Genomic DNA, 19,263 nt, shown 5'->3' with positions numbered 1-19,263 from the left:
TTGCTCTCACGCGGCAATCAGCGACGTTCCTGGCCGGCATAGGGGCGCAGCGCGGGGTGCTTCTTCGCCGGCAGAACGGTCCCCTTCCCGGGGTCGGAGGTCGACGTCTTGGCGCCCCGGTCGGCCCACGCTTTCAGATCATCGACGGCGTAGACGACACGTCCACCAATCTTCCGATAGGTCGGTCCAGTACCGTACGTGCGGTGCTTCTCGAGCGTGCGACCGGACAGGCCAAGATAGCGCGCGGCCTCAGGTGTACGCAGGAAGCGCGGGGGAAGACCGGCCATTGGATCGGGCATTTGAGAACTCCAGGACGACAACGCACCGCGAGTGGCGGCATCGGCGTGTGTGCGGTCATCATGGAGGAGCAAGTTCTCGGAGGGGGATGCCGAATATTGAGGGGGTGATTTTCGGCCCCCCTGGGACGGCGCTACTCGTCCCTGCGCTTGGGTCCCAGAAGTTTGCGATAGTCCCCGCGAACGAATGCGAGGCCGCTTTTTACGAGGCGGATGATTCGGCTGCGCAGATGGTCTGTTTTCCAGGCGCGATCGGGGATGCGCTTTTCGCCGAACAGAGCCTCTGCGATGCTGCGATAGGACGCGCCGGCGAAATGCGCAGCGACCGCGCGAAGGGCCGCGCATAATCGCTCGCGCCGCTGTTTCGATAGGCGGTGGAAGGCAGGTCCTGGCGCGCGTCCATTCATGGCGCGCCATAGCCGCGTGGCAGCGTACGCCCGCGCCTCGAAACTGCTGTCGAGCGGTAATTCGGCTGCATAGTGGGCGCCCGCGGTCAGCGGCTGTTTCGACCAGATGCGATGCTCAACCGAGCCGATGCGCAGCACCGCATGCCAACCGTCGGCGGCGTGGCATACCTGTCCGGCAGCAAAGTCGAGCAGCGGCTGAGATGCTGCTTCGTGAGAAACAGGCGGCGCGGTTGTCACGGGGACAACGGACGCTAGAACCTCAGGTGTCCAGAAGATGACCTGTTCTTTGGAGGACTTTTGCGGGTCATGGGCGAAAGCAGATACCCCACCTCCTCCTGGATTCCTCGGTCACTTCGCCATCTGGGCTATTCGCAATCATCGCTTCGTAGTCGCGTTGATAGTCCACGTTCATACGAAGGCCTTCCCAGGCGATGTGAGTGATCTCAGCATTCTCCAGGTTCTTAAACGAATCTGGCGATCGCCAGTCGAATTCAGGCATTGCTTCCGTCCCATTGCACGCAGCCAACAAGGATTGCGGCGCAATAGTTATGAACGAAGCGGTTGTAGGAAGTCCCTAGTTTGGCACCACGTGGTGCATGAGAATGACCGCCGGTTAGCGCGAGAAAATAGCTTTGGCTGCAAGCCTCCCGTCAGCAATCTTTTTGTCTATTTTGAGCCGGCGCCGCGTAAGAGGCGCCCCTGCTCGGTCACCCATTTGGCGCGCGCAAGATGACTCTGGTATGCGTTCAGCGCACGGTCCGGCTCTCGCTCCGGATCGATATGGAGGACGATACGAGCCACCTCCCGCCAGTCCGCTCCCTGACCCTCCGCCTGCAGAAGGCGAATGTACGTGACAACATGCTGTTCGTCATAGGCGGTCAGCGCCAGCTCGTTCGGCGCGACATCCGCGACGTCAGGATCTAGCTGCGGTTTTGTCATGACCACCCCAATAAACAGCGAACGATTCTAATCTCCCTAGCAGCAGAGATTGTCCCGACGTCTCATTTTAGCCCAATTGGGACCTTGCCGACCAGCGAGCCGCTCGAAATACATACTATAGGAGATAAACCTCATAGTATGTAAAGACGCAACTTGCGCTGATGGACATGCGCAAGCTGGTCGGCCGGAATTTCGCAAGACTGCGGAAGCAGAAGCGCTTCACGCAGGAGAAATTCGCTGAAATGTCCGGCTTCACTCAGCAATATATCAGTGACCTGGAGCGCGGCCGTCGTAACCCAACTGTCGTAACCCTTTTTGAGCTCGCCAGCACGTTAGGTGTCAGTCACGTTGAATTGGTAGTTCCTGACGAAGACGTGCGAAGCGATCGATCAAAGCCGGCTAAACGGAAATGATCGGGTCGGCGAAATCATTTTAAGTCATCGTAACTCGCGACAGCCGGGCCGGGGCCCGGCGAGCGCCGGAGGCGGACACGCGTCATTGCCGCCGATCCGGCTTGCCGGATTTGGGGGCGATGCATAGGGCCTCGAAGCGAGACCGCACAAACATTCCCGATTGCGCGGCTCATGTCATCAGTGGCCCGTTCCATCAAGCGCTTGCTTTGCCCTCCAGTTCGAAGCAACGCATCTTGATGAGCCTGCCGCGGGCAAATGCGGTAATGGCCTGCAAGAAATCAAAGATGCTTTCCGGCTTGCGATGTTCTTCGCCCAAAACGGTTTCGATTATGTTCGACCGTCAGACGTCAGATCGCCATCGCGATAGACCTGCATCAGTTTCGGAGAAACGCTTAGCCGTCCCCACACGGAGGTACCGACCCCTGCTGGGATAAGGAAATTTGGAGTCTTCGTGCTACATATTCGCGAGATATGTAGCATGAAGGGCGCAAATGCCTACCCCCCACAATCCCCCTGCCGCCGTTCGGCGGGCCCTGCGCAAGCTCGGCGCGGACATCCATGACGCCCGGCGGCATCGGCGGCTGCCGATGGCCGTCGTCGCCGAGCGCGCCTTCACGTCCCGCTCGACGCTGCAGAGAGTCGAAGCCGGCGACACCAACGTCAGCATCGGCATCTATGCCGGCGTTCTCCAGGCGCTCGGCCTGCTCGACGGCCTGATCAAGGTCGCCGACATCAGCAACGACAGCGTCGGCCAAGCGCTCGCCAGCGCCGAACTCCCCAAGCACGTCCATCTCAAACACAAGACCGGAGCCTCACGCGATGGCTGACTTCGAGGTGCATATCGATCTCGGTGGCCGCACGCGCCGCATCGGACTGGCGAGGAGCAACCGTGCTCGAGGCCAGGAGACCATCCTCTTCGAGTACGATGGCGCATGGCTTGATGACTCGGACCGGTTCTCCCTGGAACCCGCCCTCGCCCTGACGCGCGGCGCCTTTGCTCCCTGCCGGACTGGCGACTTTCGGCTCCATTGGCGACTCCGCGCCTGACACCTGGGGTCGCCGTTTCGTGCAGCGCACCGAACGCCGCCTCGCCGACCGCGAAGGCCGCGCCGTTCGCACGCTTGCAGAAAGCGACTATTTGCTCGGCGTCGCCGACGAAACGCGGCTTGGTGCACTTCGCTTCCGCTGGGTCGGCGACGAAACTTTCCAGGCGCCGGCCCGCGCCGGGTGCCGGCTCTCATCGAGCTCGGGCAGCTGCTGCAGATCACCGAGCGCATTCTCCGCGACGAGGAAACGGACGAAGATCTCCAGCTCATCTTCGCGCCCGGCTGCTCCCTCGGTGGCGGGCGGCCGAAGACCTCGGTCATCGACCAACACGGCAGTCTCTCGATCGCCAAGTTTCCAAAAGAAACCCGCGACTACAGTATTGAGACCTGGGAGGAGATTGCGCTGCGGCTCGCCAGAAGGGCTGGCATCGCCCCCCGCAACACGAACTGATCGAGGTGGCCGGCAAGGCCGTCATGCTGTCGCGCCGCTTCGATCGCAATGACCGTTCGCGTCCCGTTCCTGTCCGCCATGGGGTACTGTCCGTATTTAACCCTCAGTGTCCTAAGCTGAATTTCGCAGCGTCCTGATTTGGATTCAGTCGATGGGGCTGCCCATCCGAATAAACCTCCGTATACCCTAAGTTCCGCGCCATCCCGTGCTAAAGGTGCCTCTCTGATTTCACGGGTGGCGTATGAAAAAGGGTGACGTAACGTGTTCGGAGTGCGGGGCTGGCTTCCGGCGCCTAGAGCTTGAACTTCCGACGCAGCGCGGCACCGAGGGCGAGTATCATTGCTCGGCATGTGGCGAGCTCTTGGAGAGGTTCGATGGAAGCACGATGATTGCTTACCGTCTGACGATTCAGCCATCAATTAAGGGCATTCGAGATTAAGCCCGTCTCAGTGGGCGGCCTCTTTCATTTCTGATCGTCGCTCCACGGCATCTTGTTAGCAGCTTCCAAGAGACCACTATCGACTGGCTCAGGCCGTACTTGAGAGGTAGGAGCATCCTTATAAATCAGCCAAAAGCTGCCTCTAGCAGCTGTAGCCATGGCTTGCGCTCCGCAACTGGCCAGATCTCGCCCGACTTAGGGAGGCGCGCCAATACTCCTGCGATGATGGGAAAAATTGGCGGCTGCTTGCCACCCCCTCCGTTGGGTACTGAGACGGAAAAACTTGTCTACGTCGTCAATCAAAACTCGCTGGAAAGGGCTGCGTTGGGGGGCTACGGAGCCAGTTGGAGTACCGAGGGAGGATGTTTTGGAGGGGGTGGCGAGAGGCCGCCAACTGAGGGCGCCTTACTGCAAGCGCTCGATATCGAACTGGAATCGAGCCCGCATCACGGGGCCGTTCTCGTCCCGAGCCTCAATTACCAAGCCGCGCGCCGCTCCGAACGAGCGGCTCGTTCGGATGGTGTCTCGTGCCAAATCCGCAAGCGCGCGGGCGGCCTCGTTTTGCAGGGCGACCAGATCGGGAAAGTCAACCCCCTCTTCATCCGGGGCCAGATAGTCGCCGTCTCTCAGGTTGAAATAATAGCGTGGCATGCCGACTAAGCGCCGACTTTGCTCGGTGTTCCTAACGAATTAGGACACTGCGGTCCTCAACTGAGGGTAAAAATGCGGACATCCATAGCAATCAACTTTGGAATTCTCGCGCAGTATGGGCACTGTCCTAATTCCCTCCGCGAGTGTCTCGCCGCGGGGCATTGAACCTTGGCACGACACCTGCAGACACACCGGTATCGGGATTTTACAATCTCCCTCCCGGGGCTGGAAGCCGCCGCTCGCGCGCCATTTAAGCGGGCGGCGTTTTTGCTTCTCCGCCCCTAAATTTCCTAGCGTTCTAATTCCCCTCTGCGGGGTAACAAAATGCGGGCACAGGATCTGATCCAAAAAAGAGGCCCCAGCTCGCAAGGGGGCGAGGAGCCGGGGCCGATCGGGGTTGCCCTTGGGGAAGGGCATCGGGAAAACTTGGCAAGTCCAGGAACGTTCCTGCGTTCCTGTCCTAGTTTCAAATTGCGGGTGTCCTAATTAGGACAGCACCCGCCATGTGTGGTCGGGAAAGGCGGGATGTCGCTCTCTCCGGCTTACGATCTCAATCCGGTGCCTCGTAAGAGGCGTCCCTGCTCGGTCACCCATTTGGCGCGCGCAAGATGACTCTGATATGCGTTGCGCGCACGGTCCGGCTCCCGCTCCGGATCGATATGCAAGACGATTCGAGCTACTTCCCGCCAGTCCGCCCCCTCACCCTGCGCCTGCAGAAGGCGAATGTACGTGACGACATGCTGTTCGTCATAGGCTGTCAGCGCTGTCTCGTTCGGCGCCACATCGGCGACATCGGGATCTACTGGCGGTTCTTTCATATGGGTGTACAGCAGCCGTTGGAGCCTATGCCTGTCTCATCGAGCAATCTAACGAAATAGGTCGGTTATAGCCAGTGGTTTGATGGCCCGCCCAATGGCTGCTTTTGCGCATGAAAGCTCGTGCGCTTGTTGCCTGGAATGTCCGCCGGATACGCGTTGATCGCGGCATTCCGCAAGAGCAATTGGCATACGATGCTGGGATCGATCGCTCATACATGGGCGGCCTTGAGCGACAATCGGAGAACCCGACGATTGATCTGCTCGATCGACTGGCCGAAACGCTAGATGTTGAACTATCAGAGTTCTTTGTTCAGCCACCCAAAGGAGCCGCGCCCCCCAAGACGCTACCTAAGGGTCGAAAGCCGGTCCGAACGAAGCGCAAGAAGCGGGAGAGGGCTTAGGCCCAGGACATCAGATATCCAATCGCCCCGCGACAACAGAGACGCTGTCCCTGCTCAATACGAGAACGATGATCTGATCCGAAAGGCTAGGTTCTGCTGCATTGCTTCAGTTGCGCAGTGCAGCGACCATATGTGAAGTCCGGATCGCAGTTGGAGACATCATCCTCGAACGAACGTTCGAGTTCGGGCTAAGAGGCGACGTTATCGTTCAACATCCGCGCTGTCGTGTTCAGCTCACCAACGTTTATGTCCGGAACCAGACACTCAGCCACGAGCATTCTGTCGATGCGGCAGGAATCACGTGACCTTTGCTCAGTTAAGCAAGGCTCGCACAACACCTTTGCTGGCACGTCGATTGCTATAGCACGGCCAACCGTTCGTACGATCGGGGCGATCGAACACTCATCGGCCGAGGAATCCATTGATCCGGTCCTATCGTCAGAACGGAAAGCTTTGACAAGCCATGACAAGAGACGCGCCATTGCCCCCAGTCAGAGATGTAGTGCAGGAGAGGCGGATCGACCTGGCCGCAGCCTATCGGCTGGTACACCGGCTCGGTCTCGATGACGGCATCTACACCCACATTTCGGTCAGCCTTCCCGACGCTCATGATCGGTTTTTGATCAATCCGTTCGGTCTGCGCTTCGAAGAGGTGACCGCCTCCAATCTTGTCACGGTCGATATAGACGGCAACATTGCCGACGATCCCCTCCGGCTCGGAATCAATCCGGCCGGCTTCACCATTCACAGCGCGATCCACTCAGCGCGCAAAGATGCGATTTGCGTGCTGCACACCCACACGATCGCGGGCGTTGCAGTCTCATCGCTGAAGGAGGGTCTGCTGCCGCTCAATCAATGGTCATTGCAGTTCACCGAACGTGTCGCCTATCATGATTACGAAGGAGTCGCGCTCGATCTCGATGAGCGCGCTCGTCTGGTCGCCGATCTCGGCGACAAGTTCGTGATGGTGTTGCGCAACCACGGCATGGTGACCTGCGGACGCTCGGTCGCCGAGGCCTTCAAATTGATGCACAATCTCGAGCGGTCCTGCCGCGCGCAGCTGGCGATCCAGGGTACGGGCGCCGAAATTGCGCCTGTCACCGAAGGAGTCGCCCGTCACACCGCCCAGCAATACGCCAATCTTTACGACAGCATCGAAGTGCAGGGGATGGCTGATATCGAATGGGCTGCGTTCAGACGGATGCTGGAGCGGAACGATCCTGACTTCATGAACTAGCACCAATCGAGGAAGCGGAAATGCATTCATTGGCCTAGGTGGGGATCTGACGAAATTCGATTTAGGCGGGATTGTTGACTGGTTAATATTGCCCACGGTCAAATTGAGCGCGGCATGTCATTCCGTCGGATCCGAGGACACCAAAGGAGTCTAGCTCCCTAGTTGTCTTCATGAGGCGACAAAGGCGTGACGCGCACAAATCGGCTCGGCAACGGCTTGGCACAAGATTTCTATGCTCGGCAACAACGCGGAACGTTTTCTCGGAAACGTCTAGCAGGCGGAGTGCCGTTATGAGCGGCCAGGAAACAGAGCCGGATAAGCGTGCGCCGACAAGCACGTCAGCTGGGATAACTCTGTCGAGCCTACTCGCCGAGATCCGGGCGCGCCGGTCTGAGTTCGTCATCGCGCAGAAGATCCCAGACGACATCATCCACGGTTTTCAGCGGCTTGGCGTCTATCGAGCAATGGTCGCCAAGTGTTTCGGCGGCGAGGAGCGAGCGCCGGCGGAGTTTTGCCGCATGATCGAGCGCATTTCCGCGGCGGACGGCTCCGCAGGTTGGGTGGCAAGCTTCGGCAGCGCCGCTTGCTATCTCGCCGCGCTCCCCATTGAGACGCTGTGCAAGATCTATGCGGACGGACCCGACGTGGTCTACGCAGGCGGGCTTTTCCCGCTGCAGCCGGCCCAGCGCAGCACCGACGGCTTTGTCGTCAACGGGGTGTGGCCGTTCGGCAGCGGCTCGCCCGGCGCGGACCTGATCGGGGTCGGCATCACGGCGGAAGGCGACGCAACGGTGGCCCTTCCGCGTGTTGCCGTGATGCCGGCCGACAAAGTGACGATCCGCTCCAATTGGGACGTGATCGGACTGCAGGGCACCGGCAGCCACGAACTCGTCGTCAGGGATGTCGTCGTGCCCGAGGAATGGACCCTGATCCGCGGCGGCCCGGCGTCGCTCGATGCAGCGATCTATCGCTATCCGTCCGTGGCGTTCGCCGCGCAGGTGCTTGCGATCGTCGGCATCGGTATTGCTCGCTCCGCGCTGGACGATGTCATCGCCATGGCGGGGAGCGGCCCCTCGATCACTGGAGCACCCGCTATGGCCGAGCGCGGCTACATCCAGCTGGAGATCGCCAGAGCTGAGGCCATGCTGCGCTCCGCCCGTTCCTTCTTCTATGAGGCCACCGAAGAGCTGTGGAACGAAGCGCTCAATGGCCCGGCAAATCCGACCACGGTGATGCTGATGCGGCTCGCTGCGACGAATGCCGCACGATGCAGCGCCGAAGTCGCCAAGATCGCCTGCGGTCTCGCCGGAGCCAGATTAGTCTACGCCACGCACAATCTGGCGCGGGCGATGTGCGACAGCTTTGTGGTAGCCCAGCACGCCTTTTTCAGCGGGGGAACGCTGCAGAGCGCGGGCCGGCTCCTGCTCGGGCTTCCCGCGCAACCAGGTTTTCCATGAAGTGGGTCCAATTCATGATCCTTTCCGCACGACCTCCGCAACAGGAAGGTTGCGAGATGGCCAAGGCAGCCGAACCTACTCCAGTTGTCCATCCACTCACTCGAGTGCCTTGATGGGCGAATCTGCGTTTAGAGCCATCTGCAGCGCTAGAGGATTGCGCAGCCTGCCAACCCTTGTTTGGTCATCCAGAAGGATCATCATGGCCCGTGAGCCGCTTGTCGTAAAAGATCACCGCGTATCCGTGTAGCATCCCCTGCTTGCGTCGAACATAGCCAGAGCTCTCATAAAGTCTTTGAGCACCGACTTGGATCGTTGTCGTGTCGAGCACGATCGACTTGAATTGCAGCACAACGGCTCGCGCCTCCAATGCGCCAAGAATCCTTCTACCAAGTCCTCGTCGTTGGAGGGCGGGATCGACCCGCATACGCTTCAACTCTGCGACGTCATCATCAACAGGTCTCAGCCCGCCCATGGCAACGAGACGGGAACCAATATGCGCCACTATGAAGTCACCGCCTGATGCAATGTAGACCTCCCCGATGTTGCGTAAATCATCCGCCCACCCACCTTCCGGGCCACACACACCAACATCCTGCGATGCGGTTCTATGCAGATGCCACACGTCATCGGTATCGGTTGGATCGAAGCGACGAACGACCACTTCGTCCTGGAACATTGAGCAATCACCTTCCGAATAGCACGGAGCCCTTAACTGCGGCACCCTCTGCCTCTGCCAGGACAATACAACGTCCGGCTTACGGACGCGCTGGAGTCAACAACCGCTGAGAAAGCACAGCCTCGACAGTTTCCGACGCCTCAATACCGACAAGTGATCGGCCTGGCCCAACCGTGTATTTTAAAGCCGCACCACGGTGCATCCGCGTAAACCGGTCCCACGCACAAACGCAAGACGCGCGCAACTTTCCGATTTCATCGTGAGCATGCTCCGTCACGGGCGAAATGGTTGCCGAGGCAGGAAAGTTCATTTTCCCTTCTAGCCAACCTGGCTGGAGCCAGGGGCTCTCCTTGTCTGGCGACAGCCAACGGAATACCTCGCGAATGTATTCCTGCGGGTAATATTTGGACAGCCGATATACGTCCTTATAAAATTGGCGCTTTTGGTGGAATAGCTCTTCGCCGATCAGCAGCACCGAGACTGCCACAACGCGGGCTGAGAAACGGCCGCTTGGGCCAAGTGTATTTTTGTAAGGATTTTTTTCGTAGAACACGCGAAACTGGCCAAACAGGTCCGGCGACATATGTTGATCAAAACGCGTCAGTACACAGTTTGCTGACTCAAGGCGATCGAGACATCGCGAAAGACATTGAGCTGCATCCGCATCGGCAACATCACGCAACTCAACCAGCGCCTCAATTGCCGACTGCAAGTCGGTCTCGATCAATTGATGGCCCAAGCAAAAGTCGCGCTCCTCGACCCCGGCTGCGCCAAGGCAATATACGCGAGGGTCGCTTTGCATGGGATTCGTAAGGATCATATCTTCATAGGAGAGGACGCCGATGCTGGGCTGTCGTTCACAAGTCAAGCGCGCCAGACGCCCCAATGCCACGCCTACCGTCTGTTCGGCGTCCCAGGGATGGAGGCCGGCAACCGCGGACAGCTGATAAGCAGAATTGACGAGATACTGGACGTCTGTCTTGGCGACCTCGAAATCGGACTGCGGTAAACTGAGCAGCAGCGCATCATAGTCCATCTCCGCCGTCATTGCGTTTATGGTACGACCAAGGGCCTTAACCGCTTCGCTCGGTCGTTCACTGCATTTGATGTCCGCAATACGGTGGGGCAGTTGATCGACGACAAAATCACTGAACAATCCAAGCGGGCGTTTTCGCTGCTTGCGATCGATCGTATCGGTCAGATGAGAAAATATGTCCCGCGAAACCAGGAGCGGCGGTTCTGGGGCTGCAAACGAACCAGTATCGATCATAGCCGAGGATACCTACGACTTCATTGAAAAACAGCCTTCATCTCGGCGCTTGACCCGTATCTTGCAGCCGGCGAGTAGTCGTGCTTTTCGAGAGGATCGGTTCGTTTGTCCTTTATCCTGCTGTCATTGTACGCGACCTGCTCAAGCACACTGGCCGAGAAAAACCGCAACGACACTGCGCCTGAATTGACAATGCCCGAAGCAGTTAGCGAAAGCAGGCCATCATTTGAAATGCAGATGAGTCCTGCTTCATTCAAGATTTTAAGCTCGTGAGCAAAGTATTCCTCAAGGGCTACCCCAAATTCCTGCTTGAAGCGGGAGAGCAACACGCCGCTGCTGCGCAAGGCGAAGATCACCGTTCTGCGCATGAGATCGTCTCGCGACAGGACGGCACCCTTCCACACCGGTTTCTCGCCGGCCTCAACCCTGTCCAAGTAGCGATCCAGATCGACCTCGTTGTAGAACTGGCACTCACTCATATAACCAAATCCGCTAACCCCGAACGGGACCAGGTTATTGTCGTTCCAGGAATCGTATTTGCGGGCCTGTTGAACGGAGTGCGGCTGCGACCTCCTCGTCCAATAGAAAATCGGCCCATGGCGATAGCCGAGGCTCGTCAGGATGTGCTCCGCCATGAAATGCATGATGATGCGCTCCTTAGCCCCGGCGAATTGATATCGACCGTTAGCCAAATGGCGGGCTATGGGGTCCGTTGATTTAAACATCAATGGGAATACGTTGAACTTCTCTATTCCCATGCCCACAAGGCCGATGAGGGAGTCGTACCAGCTTCTGAGCGTTTGCTGCGGCAACCCGTACATGAGATCAAGCGATAGATTCTCAACGCCCATGTCGTTCAGCAATTTTACGGTCTGCATCACCTCATCTACACCGTGCCCGCGGTTTAGGATGCGCAGGATACTTGGATCTAGAGTTTGAACACCGAGGACCAAGCGATTTACGCCGCCTGCCAGTAAGCTCGATACGCGATCTGCCGCATCCACGTGCTTCCCAAGAGAGGGATGCAATTCGAAACTCACTTCGGACTTGGATAGATCAAAGTGCTGCCTCATCATACCAAACAGCGTTTTGATTTGATCGTTCGTCAAAAGTGAAGGGGTGCCGCCTCCAATGAAGGCCGTCTCAACGGTTCTGCCGGCAAGCGCATTGTCCGACCAACTCATCTCCTTCTCCAGAGCCGCTAAATAGCGTTCGATGCGCCCGGGAGGCGGATTGATCTCCTTGCCGAAGTGGCAGAAGGTGCAATTTTGATGACAAAAGGGAATGTGGAAATACAGATCGATTGACGACGCAATCCGATTCAACAACTTTTCGGGATTGAGGTCCCCCATCGCCTTAAGAGGCGGATATGTACCGACGAGATAGTCGTTAAACGTATCCAGGTGCAGATTTCGTGACCTCAACATGTCAATGTTGATGTCGTACGACCGGTCGATCGCGAACTCCAGGGCTTCGGAATAGCTTGGCGCGAGCACTTTTTGGACTCCTTGAGCGTTTGCGTGCAGCCAGGGCACGATACCGGCTGAGTTCGTTCGATGACGACAATCAGAACTCGCAGCCGAGGCGAACATTGTTCGTCTGTCGCGAAGCGGCACCCAAGAATGCTTCAAGCAGGGCGCTGAAGGATTCCTCCAAAAACGATGCGCGAACTCCGGGATGTGACGAAAGCGCAATCGCTGGGCGAACTCGGGCCGGTCCAGCGGGCTCGCGCACATCTTCTGTCTGGCCCCCCTCACCCCCGGGGAGCCATCGAAGTTCGAAACGGACATCGAGCTTCATCTGGTTTCCTCTTAATCGCGGCCGACATTGGCGCGCCGCTGCATGCTTGCGCTGCGCGACCCAACAAACTCCATCACTGTGTAGTAGCAATTGGTGTGCCACCAAAAGCAGCGCGCCTTGCTTGGAGAGAGCCTAAAAACATATGCTGCGAGCGCCGAAGACGGAAGACTTGCGCCTCGGCGTCCGATTAGGGACATAAACGTCTTCGAGTGGACACGACCGAACACGACAAGCCGAGTATTGAGGCGGCTATTTCTGAACCTAACGCGTACATGCGTTGAAGGATGATGTTCGTAATGCCGACCTTAGGGCTGCAGCGCTTTTGGCGCAGTTCTAGTTGGCTGATCCATCGATCGTCTCGACTTTGAAGCCTCTTTAACCGCCGACAGTATGCGACGAGATGCTACCGTGATCATCGTGATTGCATTGATCGCTGCACAAGTAACCCGATCAGACGCGGCAGAGTGCAAGCGCTCTCCCGTTATGCATCCCAGTTGATGCCGAGTTGGCCATCAGCGGATGAACCGTTGGAGCGCTCAACGAATCCTGCCGCATTGTTCCGCGACGAGAGGCGTCGGAGGAGTCGAACCGGCACGGTGCTTCCTCGCCGGATGAAAGATTGTCGACGATCCGCAGATCGTTCACGGATAGGATGGCGAAAATCGATCAGCGCGAGGCGCTGAAGCGCAGTGGCCTCGGGACCGTTCTTTGATGCCGGCGAGAGAAACGCCCCGCCCGGCGGACCGGACGGGGCTTGTTGCCAGGCGACCTCGGTCGCCGTCCTTGCGGGGCCGCGACCAGATCCGGCTGAAGCCGTCGCCGTCCTCGTCCCTGAACAGGTTCGCGTAGCATCGAAAGTCCCTGCCCCCACGGCGCCGTCCCCAGTCCGGCTCCTCACAGGCGGGCCTGTGTGGACCACTTGCAAGTTCGGCAATATGCCGCTATCTATACGGCATATTGCCGCCACGTTCGGGGAGGCCCCTGTGTCCATCGTCGAAATCGTAGCAAGGAAGCTGGGTGGACGCTCGGTCCTTGGAGGGGTCATACGCTCGCAGGCGGACCTCGCCCTGGCAGTACGAAAGCGGCTTCCCCTGACCGCGCTGCATGGGCTGGCGAAGGCGGGACTTAGTGATCAGGAAATCGAATTGTTCGTCATTCCGCAACGAACGCGCCGGCATCGCGCGGAGAAAAAGCAACCGCTCACCGTGGAAGAATCCGATCGGGCAGTGCGACTGCTGCGGGTGCAGACGCTTGCCGAGGAGACTTTCGGCGATGCCAACAAGGCCAATATATGGCTCCGGCGTTCGCTAGCAGAACTTCGTGGCGAGTCGCCGTTGGCGGTGGCACAAACCGAAATTGGCGCCCGCGTGGTCGAATCCATTCTCGGCAAGATCGCGTGGGGCGCCGCCGCCTGATGCTGCTTTGGCGTTTGTCGGGCATACAGCATGCCAAGACGTTCGATGGTGGCTATGGCCTGCTTTTTGACGGACGCTGGAATACGGTCGGACGGCCTGTCACCTACTGCAGCACGTCACCTGCGCTGTGCGTATTGGAAAAACTGGTCCATATCGAGGACCCAGCTCTCATGCCCGCGCTTATGATGGTGCGCTACGATGGGCCAGATGACCTTGCCGTCGAGACGCTGGGCTTAAGCGATCTGCCCGCCGATTGGCGGCGCCAGGAAGTTTGGACGCAGCAACGAGGTGATCAATGGCACGCCTCGCTCGCGACACCCCTCCTCCGCGTTCCCTCTGCCATCGTCCCTGTAGATCAGTCCCCCGACGTCAACATCCTGATCAACCACACTCACAAGGACGCGGCGCGGATCTCCGTGATTTCTGTAGAGCCATTCGTTCTCGACCCACGTCTGTTCTGAGGCAGAGACGACTAGAGATCGGTAGTCTTCCGCGACGAGAGGCGTCGGAGGAATCGAACCGGCGCGGTGCTTCCCCGCAAGACGGAAGGATGCCGACGATCCACAAACGTTCACGGAAATGACCGCGAAAGTCGATCAGCGCGAGGCGCTGAAGCGCAGTGGCCTCAACAATGCTTTGATGCCCCAGTGAGAGAAACGCCCCGCCCGGCGGACCGGGCGGGGCTCCTTGGCGACCTCAGTCGCCGTTCTTACGGGGCCGCGACCAGATCAGGCTGAAGCCGTCGCCGCCCTCGTCACTGAACAGGTTCGCGTAGATCGGTGCGTTGAACGAGGGGTCGTCGAGCTTGAGCGAGAGATAGTCGCGGCCCTCCTCGGAGCGCTTCGACCAGGCGGCCCCGATCTCGGCCCGGCCGACGAAGACGCGGTGGCTCGGGGCATTCTCGTTGCTGCCTTTGGCCTCGGGCACGATGCGGACGCCCTTGGTCTGGAGGCTGAGGGTGACGATCTCGCCCTGGAAGTCGCTGCCGACCTTCTTGAAAGAACCGATGGTAGCCATGTTACTTCTCCTTTGCTGTTTCGAGCCGCGACCACCGCGGCCTCGATGGCGATCTACAGGCCGAAGACGATCGACGACGCACCCGCCTGCGGGCCGCAGCGCAGCGGAGGACGCCAGCGGCGCGACTTTCTTGCCTCGCGAGGAATGGGCGTAGCCCAGGGGAAGAAAGTCGCGCTGCTGGCGTTGCGTTCAGGCGATCGAGGCGCAGCCGCTCTTCGGCCAGATCGAGCCATCAAGAGGCCAGGTGGTCCGTGCGCTGAACAGCACCTCGGAAGAAGTCGTGGCGCCGCTCGGTTGGGCTGCACAAGAGGTCGCTGCGTTCAGGCGTAGAGTTGGAAACAAAAGCGAAGAAAGGGCGAACGCGCTTGCCGTGAACCAGCCAAGATGAGATGCCCCTGGCTATGCGCACAGGAGAACGTGTGGCAACCGGCTAGCGGCCGATACGCCACGGCCAGCGAAGTCATGCGTGAAGGGCTGCGGATTGTCGAAGAACGCGAGCAGTTTTGCGCGGCGAAACTCGAATCGTTGCGAGCGGCCGATCAGGACGGTCAAAACAGGCGTCCGGCCGAGCCGTTGAGGCCGGTGAACTGATCGATCGGGTCATGGCCCGCGGACGCGAGCGGCTGAGAGCCGGTAAGCCTAGCGGGCAATCTCGCCAGCTCCCGGGTCGAAACCGCCCTGCGGATATCTGCTCATTCATCACATCCGAAGGGTCGCGGCCGGCAGATCGGGTGCTCGATCTATCGGCCAGGCCTGAAGATCAAGCGCTCGGCCATTCGGGGCGGTATGGCTTCCACCAAAATCGATCACCCTTAACGCGTTGATTTTCCTCATATGCGGAGAATGCCGCCGCTTTTCACCGCACATCGCGCGAAGAATAATGTGGCATTGCGGCGAATAGACGCTATATTCTCCGCAAAGGATACGGCGAATGACAAGCTATATTCACGAACGGAAGGCTTGGCCCCACTTCAATTGGGATGCAGCGAAGATCGCCCAAAGGCTGGGATCTGTCCGCCACCGGCAGGGACGCCTCACCGGGCGCATGGAAGAGTTCGGCTTCAGGCTGAAAACAGAAGCCAATCTTGAGGCGCTGACCGAGGAGGTCACCAAATCGAGCGAGATCGAGGGTGAGGTTCTCAGCCGCGACCAGGTTCGCTCGTCCTTGGCGCGCCGCCTCGGTGTCGACATCGGCGCGTTGACGCCCGCCGAACGCAATGTGGAAGGCGTGGTCGAAATGATCCTCGACGCGACGAGCAAATACAACGCCCCCCTCACCTCCGAACGGCTCTTTGGCTGGCACGCTGCTCTCTTTCCGACGGGACGAAGCGGCATGACGAAGATCAAGGTTGGAGACTGGCGGACTGAAGAGTCCGGACCCATGCAGATCGTCTCGGGGCCGATGGGACGCGAGCGCGTCCATTACGAGGCACCCAAGGCCGCGTTGATACCCGATGGCATGAAGGCCTTCATTAACTGGTACAACGGCCCGCAGGATATCGATCCGGTGCTGAAGGCAGCGATAGCACACCTGTGGTTTGTCACCATCCATCCATTTGAGGATGGCAACGGCCGTATTGCCCGCGCGATTGCCGATATGGCGCTGGCACGATCGGAAAACAGTTCACAGCGTTTCTATAGTATGTCGGCTCAGATCCGGCAGGAGCGCAACGCCTATTACGACATCCTGGAAGCGACGCAGAAAGGTGATCTCGACATAACCGAATGGCTGGCATGGTTTCTCGATTGCCTTGACCGCGCCTTCGATCGCGCCGACACCATCCTTGCGTCCGTCCTCAGGAAGGCGCGCTTCTGGAAGAAGCACGCCAACCAAAAGTTCAACGATCGCCAGCGGGCGATGGTCGAGCGCCTGCTCGAGGGTTTTGATGGCAAGCTTAACTCATCGAAATGGGCCAAGCTTACCAAAGCCTCGCAAGATACCGCCCTGCGCGACATCGAAGATCTTGTTGCCAAGGGTATACTGGCGAAAGACGCGGCTGGCGGTCGCAGCACGAGTTATTCCTTAATCGACGTGGCGACGATCACAGATCCGTAGTCCTGCGAGGAGAGGCCTCGGAACAATCGAACTCGCACATCGGCGCTCCGCCGGGCTATGTTGATCCAGGCAATCATGCGAGCTCCATCAATTGTCCTGCAACTTCCGCGCCTTTTCTGCATGCGGCATCAGGAGAGTGCCAAGCGTGGTGACAACGTCGGCAAGCGGTCCAGGATCGATAGCGACGTCCTGAACGAACGCGTTCCATTGCTGAACCTTGGTCGCGTCGTCGGTGAAAGCCTTCGTGAGAGCATCCGGCCGGTCTTCGGGGATGTTGGTCTTGCGTCGCGTGAAGGTCGCTTTGATTGCGCGTGAAAGCCGGTCGTCCTTAAATTCATAGGTTCGGGTCAGCACCCGGATATCGTAGAAATCCTTCAGGCGCGTATTTGCCAACCCGAGATGCACCATTGCTTGAAACTTCTCGGCGATGACGGTTTCGGGTGGATAGGCGCGCAGCTTCGGGACTGGGTGATCGAGCAGTGTCAGCAGTTCGATCTCATTCAGTCCAGGTTCGGTAGCGTCGCCATAGCCGATATCTATAACGATGCGCAAACGAGCCCCGTCGATCGTCGCGTAGCATTTGAGGCGCAGCCCGCCACAGCCTGACGCGGACCCTATCGACTTCAAGGCTGCCGGTATCGAACGTCACGCCGTCGACAGCCTGAGCTTCATAAATTTCCTTGAAGAAGCCACGCGTCAGCTGTGGGTCACTCTCGCCGAAGCCGAGCAGGTCGAGATCGCGGGTTGGCCGATGCGGATCATGGAGCCAGTAGCGCAGCAACATCGCACCTTTGAGTGCAAACTGTTCCTTGTACTTGCTGATGCTGAGCCGGTACAGCAACCTTTCAAGCGCGTATTGCGTAAGCAGAAGATCGTATGGCTCGTTGCGTTCTTTCGAAAGGTTGAGGAGGCGGGCGCGGACGGAAGCGCCGACGTTCTTCAGCGGCTTACGCATCGATTGTGAGTGTCTCAAGACGCGGTTGAACGAGTTTTTGCCATATGCCCGCATCGACGGCGTATTTTGCGATTTCGGAAGGCGTCGCCTTGTGCAGTCGAAGAGCGTCTTTCATCGCTTGCGTGGCATGCGTGATGCCTGCGGGTGTGTTATAGAACGCCTTTTGGCGCTGGCCGCTCTTGAATAGATCGACGATGGTTTTTGCCGGGGTATAGATAGGCACTGAGACACCTTCGATGGTGTGATGCTCAACGCCCCTGTCGAACTCCTTAGGACCGAAGCGCACGATTTCAATACGGGGACGTGTAATCTTGGGCCGCCAATCGCGCGGGCCGATCGCCATCCAAACAGAGCGCGGGATACGGTCTGTCAGTTCATGAAAGGCGAGTGCAGAGTCATAACAAACGACTCCAATAGGAACGAGTTTCGCGGCAACGGCGAGCGTGTGATTGCCGTCCAGGAGCGCGTCAGGGAGTTGGTAGAGGCCGCGAGCAAGTTGATTGAGTGCACCCTTTCGCTCCATCCGGGAAATGGTTGCTGCCGTGATACCTTCGTTGAGGAATTCGGAAAGGCGCATCATGCCTCGCGCCCGGAGAAGCGAAGTCGCTCTATCCTCCTGGCGTTGCGGTTCCACTCTCATGAATTCTATATGATAGAAAACCTTGCAAATGTCAAGATATTGCGCAAGGTAATCTATCATGCAGGAGATTGAAACAATTGAACAATTTCCAAGGTCCTTAGAACTGGAAGTGCTCCAATTGCTTCGTAATTTGCGGGGCTTCTAGGAAGGCCATGCCGGGTGCCTCGTGCTGATCGTCTGGATCTCCTCCTGCCGATATGCGGGCGAAGCGGAAGACCGTCCAACGAATTCAAACGCATCCACGCAACAGCAAAGCGGCGGCCATCGACGTCGTCAATCGACTGGCGCGCAGTTTGGGAGTTGAGATGGCGGAGCTTTGGAGCCCCGCCGTCTGGCACGGGTGCCAACAAAAGACGCGCGGCAGACTGAATAGCCAGTGGGGAACCCGAGCGGCTCGGCGGTCCGAACTAGCACTACCTCGAATTGAGAAGCCCCGCCCTGCTGAGCAGGTGGGGCTTTTCGCGACCTCAGTCGCCGTTCTTGCGGGGCCGCGACCAGATCAGGCTGAAGCCGTCGCCGTCCTCGTCGCTGAACAGGTTCGCGTAGATCGGTGCGTTGAACGAGGGGTCGTCGAGCTTGAGCGAGAGATAGTCGCGGCCCTCCTCGGAGCGCTTCGACCAAGCGGCCCCGATCTCGGCCCGGCCGACGAAGACGCGGTGGCTCGGGGCGTTCTCGTTGGTGCGGTTGACTACCGATCAAGCATACGCCTCCAACCGTGCGCCTCCCGAAAGCTGTCGCGTCGCCAGCAATCGCTCTTCGAGAAGGCAATGTGTAAATTGGCGTGCGGTCCACAATCGGCGCACCAACGCTTGATCGAGTTAGCTTTGATGAGGGCGACGCTCGGCCGCCTTGGCCTGGACCCGCGCGTACTCAAGTGGC

General features: G+C 58.8%; 23 protein-coding genes and 2 pseudogenes. 10 read left to right on the top strand and 15 right to left on the bottom strand.

Going from position 1 to position 19,263, the window contains the following annotated elements; all coding sequences use genetic code 11:
* Positions 1 to 17: 17 nt before the first annotated feature.
* The 4 genes from JJE66_RS15615 to JJE66_RS15600 form a co-directional block, all read right to left on the bottom strand.
* A complete protein-coding gene (locus JJE66_RS15615) occupies positions 18 to 299 on the bottom strand; it encodes an AlpA family transcriptional regulator (protein WP_008561544.1) in 282 nt (93 codons plus the stop codon).
* 131 nt (positions 300 to 430) lie between these two features.
* A complete protein-coding gene (locus JJE66_RS15610) occupies positions 431 to 940 on the bottom strand; it encodes a DUF2285 domain-containing protein (RefSeq protein WP_311979892.1) in 510 nt (169 codons plus the stop codon).
* Between the two features lie 67 nt (positions 941 to 1,007).
* Positions 1,008 to 1,202, bottom strand: coding sequence for a transcriptional regulator domain-containing protein (locus JJE66_RS15605; RefSeq protein WP_200515082.1), 195 nt, complete (start codon positions 1,200 to 1,202; stop codon positions 1,008 to 1,010).
* 167 nt (positions 1,203 to 1,369) lie between these two features.
* A complete protein-coding gene (locus JJE66_RS15600; RefSeq protein WP_200496188.1) occupies positions 1,370 to 1,642 on the bottom strand; it encodes a DUF2285 domain-containing protein in 273 nt (90 codons plus the stop codon).
* 161 nt (positions 1,643 to 1,803) lie between these two features.
* Here JJE66_RS15600 and JJE66_RS15595 point away from each other — a divergent pair, with 161 nt between their 5' ends.
* Positions 1,804 to 2,055 (top strand): helix-turn-helix domain-containing protein, encoded by a 252-nt coding sequence (locus JJE66_RS15595; RefSeq protein WP_200515081.1) that lies wholly within the window; start codon positions 1,804 to 1,806, stop codon positions 2,053 to 2,055.
* 193 nt (positions 2,056 to 2,248) lie between these two features.
* On the opposite strand, the gene JJE66_RS38035 is transcribed toward JJE66_RS15595, so the two are convergent.
* Positions 2,249 to 2,371, bottom strand: a complete 123-nt coding sequence (locus JJE66_RS38035) for a hypothetical protein (protein WP_409362810.1) — start codon at positions 2,369 to 2,371, stop codon at positions 2,249 to 2,251.
* 175 nt (positions 2,372 to 2,546) lie between these two features.
* Here JJE66_RS38035 and JJE66_RS15590 point away from each other — a divergent pair, with 175 nt between their 5' ends.
* Together JJE66_RS15590 and JJE66_RS15585 are read left to right on the top strand one after the other, a co-directional pair.
* A complete protein-coding gene (locus tag JJE66_RS15590; protein ID WP_200515080.1) occupies positions 2,547 to 2,882 on the top strand; it encodes a helix-turn-helix domain-containing protein in 336 nt (111 codons plus the stop codon).
* Positions 2,875 to 3,633: pseudogene (locus tag JJE66_RS15585) on the top strand (type II toxin-antitoxin system HipA family toxin); the annotation flags it as partial. The gene JJE66_RS15590 and the pseudogene JJE66_RS15585, both read left to right, overlap by 8 nt.
* A 763-nt stretch (positions 3,634 to 4,396) precedes the next feature.
* Here JJE66_RS15585 and JJE66_RS15580 read toward each other — a convergent pair.
* Positions 4,397 to 4,642, bottom strand: a complete 246-nt coding sequence (locus JJE66_RS15580; RefSeq protein WP_200515079.1) for a DUF6894 family protein — start codon at positions 4,640 to 4,642, stop codon at positions 4,397 to 4,399.
* 542 nt (positions 4,643 to 5,184) lie between these two features.
* A complete protein-coding gene (locus JJE66_RS15575; RefSeq protein ID WP_200298268.1) occupies positions 5,185 to 5,460 on the bottom strand; it encodes a DUF2285 domain-containing protein in 276 nt (91 codons plus the stop codon).
* A 110-nt stretch (positions 5,461 to 5,570) separates the two neighbouring features.
* On the opposite strand from JJE66_RS15575, the gene JJE66_RS15570 reads away from it, so the two are divergent.
* From JJE66_RS15570 to JJE66_RS15560, 3 genes are all read left to right on the top strand, one after another.
* Positions 5,571 to 5,861, top strand: coding sequence for a helix-turn-helix domain-containing protein (locus JJE66_RS15570; RefSeq protein ID WP_200298267.1), 291 nt, complete (start codon positions 5,571 to 5,573; stop codon positions 5,859 to 5,861).
* Between the two features lie 463 nt (positions 5,862 to 6,324).
* On the top strand, positions 6,325 to 7,098 hold the full coding sequence (locus JJE66_RS15565; RefSeq protein WP_200515078.1) for a class II aldolase/adducin family protein: 774 nt from the start codon (positions 6,325 to 6,327) through the stop codon (positions 7,096 to 7,098).
* Between the two features lie 290 nt (positions 7,099 to 7,388).
* A complete protein-coding gene (locus JJE66_RS15560; protein WP_200515077.1) occupies positions 7,389 to 8,555 on the top strand; it encodes a flavin-dependent monooxygenase in 1,167 nt (388 codons plus the stop codon).
* Positions 8,556 to 8,736: 181 nt separating this feature from the next.
* Here the strand turns inward: JJE66_RS15560 and JJE66_RS15555 are convergent, their stop codons facing one another.
* The 3 genes from JJE66_RS15555 to JJE66_RS15545 all read right to left on the bottom strand — a co-directional run bounded on the left by JJE66_RS15555 (position 8,737) and on the right by JJE66_RS15545 (position 11,997).
* Positions 8,737 to 9,231, bottom strand: a complete 495-nt coding sequence (locus tag JJE66_RS15555) for a GNAT family N-acetyltransferase (protein ID WP_200515076.1) — start codon at positions 9,229 to 9,231, stop codon at positions 8,737 to 8,739.
* Positions 9,232 to 9,310: 79 nt separating this feature from the next.
* Positions 9,311 to 10,501, bottom strand: a complete 1,191-nt coding sequence (locus JJE66_RS15550) for a hypothetical protein (protein ID WP_200515075.1) — start codon at positions 10,499 to 10,501, stop codon at positions 9,311 to 9,313.
* Positions 10,502 to 10,521: 20 nt separating this feature from the next.
* Positions 10,522 to 11,997, bottom strand: a complete 1,476-nt coding sequence (locus JJE66_RS15545; protein WP_200515074.1) for a coproporphyrinogen-III oxidase family protein — start codon at positions 11,995 to 11,997, stop codon at positions 10,522 to 10,524.
* A 1,287-nt stretch (positions 11,998 to 13,284) separates the two neighbouring features.
* Between JJE66_RS15545 and JJE66_RS15540 the strand changes: the two genes are divergently transcribed.
* On the top strand, positions 13,285 to 13,716 hold the full coding sequence (locus JJE66_RS15540; RefSeq protein ID WP_311979890.1) for an antitoxin Xre/MbcA/ParS toxin-binding domain-containing protein: 432 nt from the start codon (positions 13,285 to 13,287) through the stop codon (positions 13,714 to 13,716).
* Positions 13,716 to 14,177, top strand: coding sequence for an RES family NAD+ phosphorylase (locus tag JJE66_RS15535; protein ID WP_200515073.1), 462 nt, complete (start codon positions 13,716 to 13,718; stop codon positions 14,175 to 14,177). Before JJE66_RS15540 ends, JJE66_RS15535 begins: the two co-directional genes overlap by 1 nt.
* Before the next feature lie 235 nt (positions 14,178 to 14,412).
* Here JJE66_RS15535 and JJE66_RS15530 read toward each other — a convergent pair whose 3' ends face one another.
* Entirely contained in the window at positions 14,413 to 14,733 is a 321-nt protein-coding gene (locus tag JJE66_RS15530; protein WP_200515069.1) for a DUF736 domain-containing protein, read from the bottom strand.
* Between the two features lie 384 nt (positions 14,734 to 15,117).
* Between JJE66_RS15530 and JJE66_RS38655 the strand changes: the two genes are divergently transcribed.
* On the top strand, positions 15,118 to 15,324 hold the full coding sequence (locus JJE66_RS38655; RefSeq protein ID WP_200515072.1) for a type II toxin-antitoxin system ParD family antitoxin: 207 nt from the start codon (positions 15,118 to 15,120) through the stop codon (positions 15,322 to 15,324).
* A 340-nt stretch (positions 15,325 to 15,664) separates the two neighbouring features.
* Positions 15,665 to 16,789 carry a Fic family protein gene (locus tag JJE66_RS15520; protein ID WP_200515071.1) on the top strand — a complete coding sequence of 375 codons (1,125 nt, stop codon included), beginning with the start codon at positions 15,665 to 15,667 and terminating at the stop codon, positions 16,787 to 16,789.
* A gap of 87 nt (positions 16,790 to 16,876) precedes the next feature.
* On the opposite strand, the gene JJE66_RS38650 is transcribed toward JJE66_RS15520, so the two are convergent.
* From JJE66_RS38650 to JJE66_RS15505, 4 genes and pseudogenes are all read right to left on the bottom strand, one after another.
* Entirely contained in the window at positions 16,877 to 17,341 is a 465-nt protein-coding gene (locus JJE66_RS38650; RefSeq protein WP_311979889.1) for a nucleotidyl transferase AbiEii/AbiGii toxin family protein, read from the bottom strand.
* Positions 17,286 to 17,744: a nucleotidyl transferase AbiEii/AbiGii toxin family protein gene (locus JJE66_RS38645; protein WP_311979888.1), complete on the bottom strand. Its 459-nt coding sequence runs from the start codon at positions 17,742 to 17,744 to the stop codon at positions 17,286 to 17,288. Before JJE66_RS38645 ends, JJE66_RS38650 begins: the two co-directional genes overlap by 56 nt.
* The gene (locus JJE66_RS15510; protein WP_246756214.1) at positions 17,737 to 18,324 is read right to left on the bottom strand and encodes a type IV toxin-antitoxin system AbiEi family antitoxin domain-containing protein; all 588 of its coding nucleotides are present in this window, start codon (positions 18,322 to 18,324) and stop codon (positions 17,737 to 17,739) included. The genes JJE66_RS38645 and JJE66_RS15510 overlap by 8 nt, the downstream gene beginning before the upstream one ends.
* A gap of 527 nt (positions 18,325 to 18,851) precedes the next feature.
* Positions 18,852 to 19,070, bottom strand: a pseudogene (locus JJE66_RS15505) (DUF736 domain-containing protein); the annotation flags it as partial.
* Positions 19,071 to 19,263: the final 193 nt, after the last annotated feature.

It is taken from the genome of Bradyrhizobium diazoefficiens (assembly GCF_016612535.1).
In the GTDB taxonomy this organism is placed as follows: domain Bacteria; phylum Pseudomonadota; class Alphaproteobacteria; order Rhizobiales; family Xanthobacteraceae; genus Bradyrhizobium; species Bradyrhizobium diazoefficiens_C.
The sequence above is the reverse complement of the archived record's forward strand: the minus strand, read 5'-3'. Positions and strand labels throughout refer to the sequence as shown.

Excerpts from the sequence above, each read along its gene's own strand:
- JJE66_RS15530 (WP_200515069.1), bottom strand. The coding sequence starts at position 14,733 with ATGGCTACCATCGGTTCTTTCAAGAAGGTCGGCAGCGACTTCCAGGGC.
- JJE66_RS38655 (WP_200515072.1), top strand. The coding sequence starts at position 15,118 with ATGAGATGCCCCTGGCTATGCGCACAGGAGAACGTGTGGCAACCGGCT.
- JJE66_RS15595 (WP_200515081.1), top strand. The coding sequence starts at position 1,804 with ATGGACATGCGCAAGCTGGTCGGCCGGAATTTCGCAAGACTGCGGAAG.
- JJE66_RS15565 (WP_200515078.1), top strand. The coding sequence starts at position 6,325 with ATGACAAGAGACGCGCCATTGCCCCCAGTCAGAGATGTAGTGCAGGAG.
- JJE66_RS15550 (WP_200515075.1), bottom strand. The coding sequence starts at position 10,501 with ATGATCGATACTGGTTCGTTTGCAGCCCCAGAACCGCCGCTCCTGGTT.
- JJE66_RS15580 (WP_200515079.1), bottom strand. The coding sequence starts at position 4,642 with ATGCCACGCTATTATTTCAACCTGAGAGACGGCGACTATCTGGCCCCG.
- JJE66_RS15590 (WP_200515080.1), top strand. The coding sequence starts at position 2,547 with ATGCCTACCCCCCACAATCCCCCTGCCGCCGTTCGGCGGGCCCTGCGC.
- JJE66_RS15555 (WP_200515076.1), bottom strand. The coding sequence starts at position 9,231 with ATGTTCCAGGACGAAGTGGTCGTTCGTCGCTTCGATCCAACCGATACC.
- JJE66_RS15535 (WP_200515073.1), top strand. The coding sequence starts at position 13,716 with ATGCTGCTTTGGCGTTTGTCGGGCATACAGCATGCCAAGACGTTCGAT.
- JJE66_RS15560 (WP_200515077.1), top strand. The coding sequence starts at position 7,389 with ATGAGCGGCCAGGAAACAGAGCCGGATAAGCGTGCGCCGACAAGCACG.
- JJE66_RS15575 (WP_200298268.1), bottom strand. The coding sequence starts at position 5,460 with ATGAAAGAACCGCCAGTAGATCCCGATGTCGCCGATGTGGCGCCGAAC.
- JJE66_RS15570 (WP_200298267.1), top strand. The coding sequence starts at position 5,571 with ATGAAAGCTCGTGCGCTTGTTGCCTGGAATGTCCGCCGGATACGCGTT.
- JJE66_RS15510 (WP_246756214.1), bottom strand. The coding sequence starts at position 18,324 with ATGATGCGCCTTTCCGAATTCCTCAACGAAGGTATCACGGCAGCAACC.
- JJE66_RS15600 (WP_200496188.1), bottom strand. The coding sequence starts at position 1,642 with ATGACAAAACCGCAGCTAGATCCTGACGTCGCGGATGTCGCGCCGAAC.
- JJE66_RS38645 (WP_311979888.1), bottom strand. The coding sequence starts at position 17,744 with ATGCGTAAGCCGCTGAAGAACGTCGGCGCTTCCGTCCGCGCCCGCCTC.
- JJE66_RS15520 (WP_200515071.1), top strand. The coding sequence starts at position 15,665 with ATGACAAGCTATATTCACGAACGGAAGGCTTGGCCCCACTTCAATTGG.
- JJE66_RS15615 (WP_008561544.1), bottom strand. The coding sequence starts at position 299 with ATGCCCGATCCAATGGCCGGTCTTCCCCCGCGCTTCCTGCGTACACCT.
- JJE66_RS15605 (WP_200515082.1), bottom strand. The coding sequence starts at position 1,202 with ATGCCTGAATTCGACTGGCGATCGCCAGATTCGTTTAAGAACCTGGAG.